The organism is Vibrio sp. R78045, from assembly GCF_042466085.1.
GTDB classification, from domain to species: domain Bacteria; phylum Pseudomonadota; class Gammaproteobacteria; order Enterobacterales; family Vibrionaceae; genus Vibrio; species Vibrio cyclitrophicus.
The window spans coordinates 308,732-320,020 of record NZ_JAXHBS010000018.1; the positions used below are offsets into that span (position 1 = coordinate 308,732).

Annotated in this window: 12 protein-coding genes; 5 read left to right on the forward strand and 7 right to left on the reverse strand. The window is 43.0% G+C overall.

Annotated elements, in window-relative coordinates; translation table 11 throughout:
• Positions 1-56: 56 nt before the first annotated feature.
• Complete coding sequence (pilW, locus tag SJY39_RS23105; protein WP_372275306.1) at positions 57-824, forward strand: type IV pilus biogenesis/stability protein PilW; 768 nt, start codon at positions 57-59, stop codon at positions 822-824.
• An 88-nt stretch (positions 825-912) separates the two neighbouring features.
• Here the strand turns inward: pilW and rlmF are convergent, their stop codons facing one another.
• Positions 913-2,232 (reverse strand): 23S rRNA (adenine(1618)-N(6))-methyltransferase RlmF, encoded by a 1,320-nt coding sequence (rlmF, locus tag SJY39_RS23110; RefSeq protein WP_372275304.1) that lies wholly within the window; start codon positions 2,230-2,232, stop codon positions 913-915.
• Positions 2,233-2,236: 4 nt separating this feature from the next.
• Complete coding sequence (locus tag SJY39_RS23115) at positions 2,237-2,734, reverse strand: YgjP-like metallopeptidase domain-containing protein (RefSeq protein ID WP_016768041.1); 498 nt, start codon at positions 2,732-2,734, stop codon at positions 2,237-2,239.
• Positions 2,735-2,887: 153 nt separating this feature from the next.
• Between SJY39_RS23115 and SJY39_RS23120 the strand changes: the two genes are divergently transcribed.
• Entirely contained in the window at positions 2,888-3,124 is a 237-nt protein-coding gene (locus SJY39_RS23120; protein ID WP_004734934.1) for a glutaredoxin family protein, read from the forward strand.
• An 89-nt stretch (positions 3,125-3,213) separates the two neighbouring features.
• Here SJY39_RS23120 and SJY39_RS23125 read toward each other — a convergent pair whose 3' ends face one another.
• The gene (locus tag SJY39_RS23125; protein ID WP_016788727.1) at positions 3,214-4,086 is read right to left on the reverse strand and encodes a LysR family transcriptional regulator; all 873 of its coding nucleotides are present in this window, start codon (positions 4,084-4,086) and stop codon (positions 3,214-3,216) included.
• 110 nt (positions 4,087-4,196) lie between these two features.
• On the opposite strand from SJY39_RS23125, the gene SJY39_RS23130 reads away from it, so the two are divergent.
• Both SJY39_RS23130 and SJY39_RS23135 read left to right on the forward strand, forming a co-directional pair.
• Positions 4,197-5,396, forward strand: a complete 1,200-nt coding sequence (locus SJY39_RS23130) for an MFS transporter (protein ID WP_102285893.1) — start codon at positions 4,197-4,199, stop codon at positions 5,394-5,396.
• Between the two features lie 85 nt (positions 5,397-5,481).
• Positions 5,482-6,048, forward strand: coding sequence for a DUF1415 domain-containing protein (locus SJY39_RS23135; RefSeq protein ID WP_102285891.1), 567 nt, complete (start codon positions 5,482-5,484; stop codon positions 6,046-6,048).
• A 49-nt stretch (positions 6,049-6,097) separates the two neighbouring features.
• Here the strand turns inward: SJY39_RS23135 and SJY39_RS23140 are convergent, their stop codons facing one another.
• Entirely contained in the window at positions 6,098-7,168 is a 1,071-nt protein-coding gene (locus SJY39_RS23140; protein ID WP_010441188.1) for a diguanylate cyclase, read from the reverse strand.
• Positions 7,169-7,380: 212 nt separating this feature from the next.
• Here SJY39_RS23140 and SJY39_RS23145 point away from each other — a divergent pair, with 212 nt between their 5' ends.
• Entirely contained in the window at positions 7,381-7,956 is a 576-nt protein-coding gene (locus SJY39_RS23145; protein ID WP_010441189.1) for a nucleoside triphosphate pyrophosphohydrolase family protein, read from the forward strand.
• 124 nt (positions 7,957-8,080) lie between these two features.
• On the opposite strand, the gene SJY39_RS23150 is transcribed toward SJY39_RS23145, so the two are convergent.
• The 3 genes from SJY39_RS23150 to SJY39_RS23160 form a co-directional block, all read right to left on the reverse strand.
• Positions 8,081-8,569, reverse strand: a complete 489-nt coding sequence (locus SJY39_RS23150; protein ID WP_010441191.1) for a GNAT family N-acetyltransferase — start codon at positions 8,567-8,569, stop codon at positions 8,081-8,083.
• A gap of 248 nt (positions 8,570-8,817) precedes the next feature.
• Positions 8,818-9,369, reverse strand: coding sequence for an MAPEG family protein (locus SJY39_RS23155; protein ID WP_010441193.1), 552 nt, complete (start codon positions 9,367-9,369; stop codon positions 8,818-8,820).
• Positions 9,370-9,565: 196 nt separating this feature from the next.
• Entirely contained in the window at positions 9,566-11,002 is a 1,437-nt protein-coding gene (locus SJY39_RS23160; protein WP_372275322.1) for a lytic polysaccharide monooxygenase, read from the reverse strand.
• Positions 11,003-11,289: the final 287 nt, after the last annotated feature.

The window sequence follows — 11,289 nt, forward strand, 5'->3', positions numbered from 1 at the left end:
ACCACTTCAATGGGTTTGATTTCATATGATGGGTTGGTGTTCATAAGGAGCTTCACATGCCTGCCAAGCCGTTATTATCTAAACCCTTTTCGTTATCCCGCCCCCTTTCGTTACTAAGTATGGTACTACTCGCCTCGCTTTCATTAGTCGGTTGCGTCTCTGTCACTGAAGGTCCACCAAAGATTGAAAGTGATCCTATCGCGATGTCTGAATCTCGAATCGAATTAGGCTTAGGCTACATGGGACAAGGCAATATGGTCAGAGCGCGTGAAAATCTTGAGCTCGCAATTAGACACGCACCTAGTTACTACCGTGCTCGGCTTTCAATGGCGCATTACTACGAACGAGTGGGCGAAGTAGACGAAGCAAGATCTACTTATCGAAAGGCATTGAGTTTAGATTCTAGAAACGGCAATGTATTGAACAACTACGGTACATTTTTGTGTAAACAGGGTGAATACGAACAAGCCGATAAGTACTTCAATCGCGCCATCGACCAACCCTACTACTATCTCGTCTCAGCAAGTTATGAAAACGCGGCGTTTTGTGCATTTAAGGCTGGTAATACCGACCAAGCAAAATACTACTTCAGCAGAGCGATTGACCATGACCCAAACCGCGTAAAATCGATACTACAGTTATCAAAAATCGAAGTGAGTGACGCCGATTACAATGACGCTCGGCTTCGTTTATTCAAATTCCACCAGCGTTATGGCTATCAAATTCCATCGCTTAAAATCTTGGTCGATCTCGAAAATAAAGCGGGTAATAGTGCTCTAGAGCAGAAGTATCAGAGTAAGTTAGATGAATTGCTTTCTGCTTAACGATTATGCAAAACACAAAAAACGGGCTTGTTGCGTTAACAACAAGCCCGTCCATATTTCAGCTTAATGTCTTAACTAAGTGCAGCCGCTATTTAAGCGCAATCCACTCTTGTCTTTGCTCATCGTCCATAAAGGTCCATGCGATAAAGCGACTCACCTTCTGGCCTTGCGACATCTCGACCACTTTCACTTGTTTAGCGCGTAGCTTACCTAGCTCAGAGCGAACCATATCGACGTTGTCTTTCTTAGAAATCAATGTCGTAAACCACAAGACTTGAGTAGCAAAAAGTTGACTCTCTCTCGCCATCTTCATAATGAAAGCGGCTTCACCACCCGGACACCAAAGTTCAGACTTTTGGCCACCAAAGTTTAAGGTTGGTTTCTCTTGCTTAGTTGGTTTCTCTTGCTTAGTTGATTTATCTAACTTAACTGACTTTTTGTTCGTCTCTGGCTTGAACGACTGACCGGCTTTCTTAGCACGGTTTGCCGCTAGGTTATCCAGCTTACGTTGTGAACCCTTTTCCGCTTCTTCTAGAGAGCTATGGAATGGAGGGTTACAAATTGTGACATCGTAACGTTCATTATCTTTAATCACGCCCTTAAAGATAGATTCAGAGTCGGCTTGTAGGCGAGCGCGAATCTTACCTTTTAGATTAGGGTTACTCTCCGCAATGAAGTTTGCTGTTTTTACTGAGACAGGATCTACATCCGTCCCCGTACAGCGCCACTTATACTCTGTCGCGCCAATGATTGGGTAAATACAGTTCGCGCCAACACCAATATCCAACGCTTTAACAGAAGCATGGTTATAAGGTTCACCTTGGCCATCGCTATTCAGGAGATCTGCCACTCTGTGGATGTAATCAGCACGGCCAGGAATTGGCGGGCACAAGTAACCCGCAGGAATATCCCAATGCTTCACACCGTAATGATGGGCAAGTAAGGCTTTGTTCAAAAGCTTGACCGCCAGAGGATCAGAAAAGTTAACCGTATCTTCCCCTACTGGATTCTTAATCAGGTGTTCTTTCAATTCAGGCAGTGCTGCGACCAACAGGTCAAAATCGTATCGGCCTGTATGTTGATTTCTTGGGTGCAATCCGCCTTGAGGTTTTTCAGCGGAACGTCTTTTCTGCGCTGCGTTTTTGTTAAAAGCCGTTTTATTGAAAGAACCCTTATTCAATGAACCTTTATTCGCACCCTGCTTCCCTTTGTTATCTTTAGCAAAAGGTCGCTTTGCTTTGTTATTACCAGCGCCTTTAGATACGCTGTTCTTGCGACTTTTATCAGATGTGTTCTTTGTAGAAATACGCTTGTCGCTATCTTCTTTATTTTGATTGTCTTTTGTTTTTACTGATGAAGTGCTGTTTTTCGACAGGCTTAGCGTAGTTCTATTTTGTGATTGGCTCATTGGGCTACTTCTTTAAATCTAAATACATCATGAATAAACGGGCATCCAACTCAAGTTGATGATATTCCGGTTCCATGTGACAGCATAGTTGGTAAAAGGCTTTGTCGTGCTCTTTCTCTTTGATATGCGCCAGTTCGTGTACCACAAGCATTCTCAGCAAAGGTTCTGGTGCATTTTTAAAAACACTGGCGATACGAATCTCGTTCTTCGATTTGATCTTTCCACCGTGATTCTTAGCAACGTAAGTGTGAAGACCTAGTGCATTATTGATTAGGTGGATCTTACCGTCGTAAACCACTTTGCTAATCGGCGGTGTTTTTTTCATATAGCGATTTTTTATCTCAATCGCATAGTCAAACAGGGCTTTCTCGCTTTTTATTCCATGATTCTTTGGGTAGCGAGCTTCAAACCACGTCACCAATTTACCCGACTCAACAAGTTGAGTCACAGGATCAATAATGTGCTTAGGATAGCCTTGAATATAGCGTAAAGAAGGATGCATGCTGAAAGACCGTACAAGTTACACCACGACAATACGTTGTGGTCTTGAAAATTGAGCCGCATAGTGTAACTGATCACACTTTTCTAATCACCTAGGATTCGTTACACTTTAGTGAGATTCACCAAGAGCTAGACTCAAAAAGAGATTGTAAAAATGAAACGTGTTGTATTGTACGTCGCAGACAAATGCCCGCACTGTAAAGATGCGCAACGCTATTTGGACTCCAAGAAAATTGAATATCGTCTAACGAATGCAAAAATGCAGCGTGGTCGTAAAGAGTTACAGGCAATGGGTGCTCGCTCTATCCCTGTGCTGAAAATCGGTGACCAAGTGATGGTCGGCTGGAATCAGAAAAACTTCGATAAGATGTATAACTCAAAGAACACCTAACGTGTTTTGAGCCAGTCATACTTCTATACAACAAAGCCCGAATAGCCAATCGAGGATGTTCGGGCTTTGTTTATTTAAATCTTACTAAATCACACATACCGCTTAACGAAATCAATAAAGGTTCTGTCGGCTTTCGACAAATACCCTTCCTTTCTCCAGGCCAAAGACAGATTCAGTTTTACAGGGTCTTTAAATGGCACACCTACCACATCTTTCTCGTATTCCGTCACTAAGCTCAAAAGTGCGGTGATCGCAAACTCTTGTTTAACGATAGAAAGAATCATAGGAAGCAAGTTGGTCTCGAACGCGATAGTCATATCGAGGTTGTATTTCTTGCAGGTCGCATCAATAAAGTCACGATGGAAATAGCCTGATTTGAACATGATTAGCTCTTGAGCAAAGAACTCTTCAAAGGTCATCGAAAGCTGTTGTGCTAGCGGATGCTCCTTACCGACAACGGCGACCATCTCAGAACTTAACAGATGATCCGTTTCCAAATCATCAGGGACGTTCTCATGATTAATTACACCAATATCGAGTTCGCCGTTTAACAGCATTTCACGAATCGATGCGGTGCCAGCATCAATCAACGTCAACTTTAGATTTGGGTATTGGCTCTTAAATGCCATCACGACTTGCGGGAAAAAGTAGCTCCCCATCATACTCGGAGCGCCTAATCGAACCTCGCCTTTTTCTAGTCCCTTTAGCTCATTCATCGCAAGTTGAGCATCATCGAACTGCTGGGATATCCGCTTCGCATGTTCAAACAACACCTTTCCCTCTTCCGTTAAGGTGACGGATTTATCTCCGCGACGAAACAGAATTAACTCGAGTGTCTGTTCTAGTTTTTTAATGGAGATACTCAATGCAGGCTGTGCGATATGCAGCGCTTTGGCGGCTTGAGTGAAGTTACCAAACTGCGCAACAGCTAAGAAATGACGAAGTGGTTTTGATTCAAGCATGGCGATATATTAAATATATAAAGGTGATATTTTTAATATATTTCTTTAATCACGCTTGTGCTGATAACTTGTTCACAAATAGCTTACTAACTCGCGCAGGCTCAACGTAAATGTTTGATAAAGGCAGTCCTCAATACAAACGCATCACCCAATCATTGGCAATTGGCTCGTTTATCATTTTCTGTAACCTTTACCTCTTCCAGCCAATCTTGCCGCACATGGCGGAGCACTTCCAAGTATCGGAAACTCAGATCAACTGGCTGTTTGCCGCGACAACACTTGGACTTTCCATCAGCTTGGTGCCTTGGGCAATCGCTTCTGAAACCTTTGGCCGAAAACCTATCATCTTGTTCAGTCTATTTGCGATTCCTCTAATTGGGCTAACCATGGTATTCACAACAACTCTGTTGCAACTTGTAATTGCAAGGGCGTTTATGGGCATTGCTGTCGCTGCGTTTGCTGGAGTAGCTGTTGCTTATATGGTTGAAGAGCTATCTCCTAAGGCATTTGCGGTGGCAATTGGTGGTTATATTGCAGCGAACTCACTGGGGGGGATTTTCGGACGTGTATTGGGAGGCTTGATTACGGATTATTTTGACTGGCACTCAACGGTTTTGCTTTTCGTTGTCGGCTCTTTGCTTGGTGCACTCTATATTGCGTATAGCCTGCCTGACCAACAAAACTTCAAACCGCAGAAAGGGCTGTTCTTTCACCATAACCGCTCGGTAGTTATGCATTTAAAAAACCGTACTTTAAGGCTCGCGATGTTGATTGGTGGCGCTAACTTCGCCCTGTTCGTTAACCTGTATTCGGTTATGGGCTTTAGGTTGGTCTCTGATCCTCACTCAGTACCTGTGGGTTTAGCATCGCTGATATTCCTATGTTACTTGGCCGGAACGGTCAGTTCTAAGCTCTCCAACAGATGGACGCTTCGCTTTGATCCGCTAAACGGTATCTTGATGGGCGTGTGCATTAGCTTAATCGGAATGCTCATTTCTGCGGTCGATAAAGTCCCATTCATGTTAGCTGGTTTGTTATTGATTAGCGGCGGCGCGTTCTTCGCCCATACCCTTGCCTACTCTTGGGTAAGTCAAAAAGCGCCGAGCGCTAAGGCCACAGCAACCGCACTTTACTTAGTCCACTATTACATAGGCGGGAGCCTAGGTGGTTTCTTACTCTTGTATTGTTGGCAACTATTCGGTTGGAATGGCGTAATTGCGGGCGGCTCTATCTTCTATGTTGCGATTTTTGCATGGGTCTATCAGTTGAAACAGTTACAAGTATCGGCTTCCAAACTCGCACAAGCATAGGTATGACTGAGTTTGTAACTCAATTATTGCTTTTGATTAACGTCCGTTCTGATATCCTACGCAAAATTTCATTTCGGAACCTGTTATGTCGAACACTCAAAGCACTGATCTTCAAACCATCCACGACCAAGTAAAACAGTGGTTAGACGATGTCGTTATTGGCCTAAACCTGTGTCCATTCGCAGCTAAGCCACAACGGAATAAGCAAATAAAGATCTTTGTGAGCGAAGCAGAAACCGAAGAAGTGTTACTAGAAGACATCATGACGCATTTTGTTGAGTTAGATAACACACCGGTTGCCGAGTTAGAGACGACTTTGGTGGTTGTTCCTAACATGCTACAAGATTTTTTCGACTACAACATGTTCATTGATTGGATTGAAGCCCTGATCAAACAAGAAGATTGGGGAGGTACTTATCAAGTGGCCACCTTCCATCCAGACTACTGTTTTGGTGGCGCAGACCCAGAAGACGATGAGAACCTAACGAATCGTTCTCCTTATCCGGTTTACCACTTAATTCGCGAAGCAAGCATGGAAAAAGTGCTGAAGCACTACCCTAACCCTGAAGCGATCCCTGATACCAACATCGCGAGAGTTGAATCTTTAACGCAGGAAGAACGTCGTAAGCTGTTCCCATATCTGTTCAGTTAATCTCTAAGGCTTAAAGGCAGTATACCGTAATAAATCGCCAAACTTTAACTTACGAACCTAAGCGCTCTTGATAAAATGGACGAGCAACAAACTGATCTCGTCCATTTTCTTTTGCCATGTACAAACAATCGTCAGCCACTTTGATCAAAGAATCCAATGCCGACATTCTTTCAGATTTGCTCTCGCCCGCACTCATTTCAAAATGACACGCACCTACGGAGATGGTGACCGGCTTTCTATCGAGCGTAATCGCCTTCACCTTCTCAAGCAAAATCCTGATCTTATCTTCCACATGAGCAGGGGTAGCATGAGGATACCAAATAACAAACTCTTCGCCTCCAAAGCGAGCGGCGAACTCCCCAGCTTTAACGTTATTGCGCAGTATATCAGCGACTTTTTTCAACACGTTATCACCCATTTGGTGGCCATAAGTATCATTGACTTGCTTAAATAAATCGATGTCCACTACCGCAAGCGTTCCACTTCCAGTAGAGCCTTTCAGTTTTTCTACTTCAATATTAAGAGTCCGGAATAAGCAACGTCTATTGGGTAAACGAGTCAGGGGATCATAAAAAGCTTGGTATTCTAGCTTTTCGTTCAACTCTTGCAGTTTGCGTTCCTGTTTCCTTCTCACTAGCTCCACTTCTATCCATGAAGCCATTAATCTCATTACGTCTATATCGAACTCTTTGAATTCTCTGTAGTAAGGTCTAGGACTTGAAAAGTTTAGGGTGCCGTAAAGCTCTTCGTTAACGAAAATAGGAATGCCTATATAGGATTCTAATCCAAAAGACTGATAAGCAGGATGAGTCGCATACTTATCATGTTTACCACAATGTTCTATACCGATAGGGCCGATAGATTTACACGTAATTTCGCAGTAGGTCGACCGATAATCAAAAGTATCACCACTTTGCAGTTCCACGCCGTCAGGGGCAATGCAGTGTTCAACTCGGTAGTGATTGCCTTCTACTTTTGACAGAATACCAATATCTAGATCAAAGCGTTCGAGTCCCATCATAAGCAGCTGAGCGATCTGGGTATCAAAACCTTTTCGGTACTCATTAGTAATTTGATATAAGCGTCGTATAACAATTTCGCTTTCACTAGCTTTATACATAACTGGATCTCATTGCTGTCGAATTTAATGACAACATTAACATTTGGTATATAAAGGAGAGTAAAAGGTAAAAAAACATAATAATCAATTGGTTTTTATGCAAAATACCTCATTGGTCAAACGAATATAGGTCGACTTCTTCTACTTTGCGTTAGCACCCTATTCCTAGCTTTGGTAAAATAATTCATTAACGAAACAAAATGGATAGGAAAATGAACCTTTCTCAACTAAACCAAGAAATCTACGATCACCTTTACCGCGATATTGAAGAGTTCCGCAGCACTTTTGATCTGCCGGTTGCTGATCCTGAAACAATGGACGAAAAAGGCGATACGCTACATACATCTCTAGCGATAGAAGAACTAACAGAACTAGCTGAAGCTGACTCTAAAATTGAGCAAGCTGACGCTATCGTAGACAGCGTTTATGTTTTGATGGGGCGTTTAGTTCACCTTGGTCAAGCTAAGGTTGAAGATAACCTAGCGATCAGCTATTTGATCGACTTGCTATTGAATGTTTGTAATAACCGTTCGATCGACTTTTTACCTTGCTGGGACGAAGTACATTCAAGCAACATGAGCAAAGTATGTCGTAACGAAACAGAATACGCAGAAACAGAAGCTTTCTATGCTGAACAAAACATCAAACTGATGGCGGTTCAAAAAGGCGAATACATCATCGCTAAATGTGCAGAAGATTTTATATCTGAAGGTAAGACGATTCGCCAAGGTAAAGTACTTAAATCAGTACACTACCGACCGGCAAATCTTGAACCACTAACGGCTTAAGCGAATCTTTTAGATTTATAAATTATTCACTTTTTGGTTAGCTAAACAACAAACGCCACGTTTAAATAACGTGGCGTTTTATTATCTGTCAGTTAATTTTAGCTGTTTGAGTTGTAGCCGAATGTTATACCAGTCGCGCCATATGATAAACCGCTACATATTCGCCGTTTCTAAAGGCAAACCCTGCCGATTCCCCTTCAATAACAAAGCCGAATTTCTTGTAGAGATTAATCGCTCTCTCATTGTCGGTATAGACCGTTAATTCCATTCGCTTGATGTTAATCCAGTTATCACACAGATCGATTGCTGTTGCGAGCAGTTGACTACCAACGCCTCTGCCTAACACATAGTCTTTAACACCCATGCCAAATGAAGCGACATGTCGCCTTCTCGGATTTACACATACTTCCATGCCCAAATTTCCAACAATCTCGCCTTCCAGTAATGCGACGTAAGAGTAGACATTATCAGGCATATTGGAGATTCGCTTCTGCCAGCTTTCCAGAGATGGGTTTGGGAGTTGCAACGTACCGGTATAAGCATTAGTGCATTCGTAAACTTCTTTGATTCCCTTTGCATCTGACGGCTCAGACCGTCTCACGATAATACTCATCGCAACTCCTACTATTGTCTCGCTAAATATGAAACACATCCTTAATGTGCACCTAGACACATTATCAAATAGTAAATATTTAACAATAGGTTAGGAAAGATTGTTTTGATTAAATCTGATATAGAGTTGAGATACTGGTGTTCTGAAAAGAATGAAGTTCAATCGATTCGAATTTTACCATTTTGTTCTACGAATAAAGAACTAAACCTTACGCAATTTAGGAAGGATAATAAAGCAAGCCACTGATTTTAAAGGGATGCGACTTGAGTGACCACCAATACTAAGCACAGCACGACCGTTGAATAGAAGGTTAATGCAAAACCAAAAGCCCTTGCCGGTGCTCCATGACTGTAGCCTTTGAAAAAGAAGATTCGCCCCATAAAAAACAACACTGAACACACGAGTCCCGCCGATAACCAAGCGGAGGGCATCAACAAACACCACGCCGTATACACACCGACTGCAATAACTACTTGCTCTAAGGTATTTTGAAGCATGCTTTGCAAAATGATGGCTCGCTTTGTTCCAGACGTTAACCCACTGCCATCGATATCTTCTGGGCTGAAGAACCGATACTTGGCTAAGCACCCAATAGAGACGATTAACATCAAGGTCGGCAGTATCAGAGAAAGCCCTAAAACTGTCACCCTATCTTCTAGCATACTGGCTTGGGCGTAATTAAAGGGGTCTAAAACGATGGCTGCCCAGATTGCAACAATGGCGGTTAACATAGCCAACGCCATTCCTTTAAAGACTCCAACTTGCTTACTGGTTAGTTCCATAAAACCCTCGCCACCCATTGAACAGATTTACAATTATTACTTATCGACCAGTTGATGTTTGTGACGCTCTTTTACTATATGGAAGGATAAAACCAACAGAAATCAAACCTATTTCGTTTATTAAGCCTTTCCAATAAAAAAAGACACCACACTCGTAAAAAAGTGTGGTGTCTTGATTATTACTTTAAAGCTAATTAACTAACGATAGCTAAGACTAGTTAGCTGGACGCCAAACGCCCCATTTGTCGCTTTCGTATGTTGCTTGAGGGTTTGTACCACCCTGAACCCACCACTGCGCTTTCCATGACTGGTTCGAGTAAGTCACTACTTCACCGCCTAGGTAAGTCGCTGATGAATCCCATGTGCCTGGGTCAGGCGTTGGATCTGGGTCTGGTGTTACGCCACCGTCATCAGCAATTACTTCAAAAGTGAAGGTTTCAACACTCTCGCTTTCAATCGAGCTAGCCATAAACGATAGAGTTTCGTTTGCAGTGATGCCAGTGGTATCAACTACGATAGAAGCCGTGCCGTTATTTTGAATGCTTACTGAAGAGCCTTGTGTCTGAATTAGATTTGCCGCTTCGCTTGTTGCAATCACAACTTTGTCGCCAGCATTCACTACATTATCACTCTTCACTAGCTCGTAGATGTCGCCTTTCAATGGCTCAACACCACCGTCACCACCATCAATCAATGTTAGTTTCCCTGACGCACGGCTATCTTTTGAGTTGAAGAAGTTACGTGAAGGATCGTTTTGAAAGTACATGTAGTGCTGCATTTCAGCATGCCAATCACCAATGAAAATCGCACCATCTTTAAACTCTTCATGCCAGCCGTTAATTTCTGAAGCCAACAAGCGAGCCCAATCGTTAACGTTTGAAGCGTCGATAGCGATGTCGAAGCTACGCGCTACTTCACCATACTTGTTGATGATGTCGTACTTAACGGTGTCGCCAACTTGTGGGGTACCAAAAATTTCTGAAATGAATAGGTCGCCACGTACCAGATCAGGTTCAGGACCCGGCTCTGGCGGAGGGGTTGTGCCACCCGCGATAGTGATGTCTGAACAGTTGTAGAAACCTTCGCCCGCCGAATCATCACGTTGCCAGCGCACATACAAGATTGCGTCGCCAGTGCGGTCCGAAGGAATCGTTACGTTGATACGATATTTGCCACCGCTTACAGGAACATTCCCCACTTCTTGGATAAGATCTAAGTCACCCCACGCTAGGCCTTTGCTTAGATCTGCGTTTGGTTTCGTTAGGTAGAACTCCCAAAATGACGGATTGTGTGGCGCAGTCGCATTGAATACATATTCAAATGTACCAGTATTAAGCTCAGTGCGAGTCCAGCCTGTATGAGGTGCACCCATGCCGCGTTTTTGCGAATCATTGGCGTAACATAAAGTGCCGTCAGGAATCGCCGCTTTTACAGCATTGATGTTGTTGAAATCTTGGATATTTTTCGCGTACTCGTTACGTTGAACGAACGGGTATGAACCCGAAATATCTTTTGCTTGAGCACATGCAGCATTGGGTGGTGTACCTGACCAAACCCCGCCTTGCTCGTAACACGTGTTCTGACGTGCGCTTGGAAATTCAGACCAGCCATGAGCGTTTGCCACTGACGGCACACTCGATAGCATAGCCATACCTACTGCTACTTTTAATATATTATTATTTATTGTTGTCACTTTCCCACTCTCTATTATTTTACCCTGAGCACAACGTCAATTGGTCACTTACCAATCGATATTGCAGTTCGAGGGTTTATAGTTTTTATTTGAAGAACAACGAAAAATATATACGTCAATTTTATCAATAACAGCGGGTTTTATATTGATAGGAATCAGCATCACACAACTCAAACAAATGCATTGTAGATAGATGATGTTGCTTCGAATTATTGGATCTCAGTATTCCGTCTTGATAGAGGAAA

Excerpts from the sequence above, each read along its gene's own strand:
- pilW (WP_372275306.1), top strand. The coding sequence starts at position 57 with ATGCCTGCCAAGCCGTTATTATCTAAACCCTTTTCGTTATCCCGCCCC.
- rlmF (WP_372275304.1), bottom strand. The coding sequence starts at position 2,232 with ATGAGCCAATCACAAAATAGAACTACGCTAAGCCTGTCGAAAAACAGC.
- SJY39_RS23115 (WP_016768041.1), bottom strand. The coding sequence starts at position 2,734 with ATGCATCCTTCTTTACGCTATATTCAAGGCTATCCTAAGCACATTATT.
- SJY39_RS23120 (WP_004734934.1), top strand. The coding sequence starts at position 2,888 with ATGAAACGTGTTGTATTGTACGTCGCAGACAAATGCCCGCACTGTAAA.
- SJY39_RS23125 (WP_016788727.1), bottom strand. The coding sequence starts at position 4,086 with ATGCTTGAATCAAAACCACTTCGTCATTTCTTAGCTGTTGCGCAGTTT.
- SJY39_RS23130 (WP_102285893.1), top strand. The coding sequence starts at position 4,197 with ATGTTTGATAAAGGCAGTCCTCAATACAAACGCATCACCCAATCATTG.
- SJY39_RS23135 (WP_102285891.1), top strand. The coding sequence starts at position 5,482 with ATGTCGAACACTCAAAGCACTGATCTTCAAACCATCCACGACCAAGTA.
- SJY39_RS23140 (WP_010441188.1), bottom strand. The coding sequence starts at position 7,168 with ATGTATAAAGCTAGTGAAAGCGAAATTGTTATACGACGCTTATATCAA.
- SJY39_RS23145 (WP_010441189.1), top strand. The coding sequence starts at position 7,381 with ATGAACCTTTCTCAACTAAACCAAGAAATCTACGATCACCTTTACCGC.
- SJY39_RS23150 (WP_010441191.1), bottom strand. The coding sequence starts at position 8,569 with ATGAGTATTATCGTGAGACGGTCTGAGCCGTCAGATGCAAAGGGAATC.
- SJY39_RS23155 (WP_010441193.1), bottom strand. The coding sequence starts at position 9,369 with ATGGGTGGCGAGGGTTTTATGGAACTAACCAGTAAGCAAGTTGGAGTC.
- SJY39_RS23160 (WP_372275322.1), bottom strand. The coding sequence starts at position 11,002 with ATGGCTATGCTATCGAGTGTGCCGTCAGTGGCAAACGCTCATGGCTGG.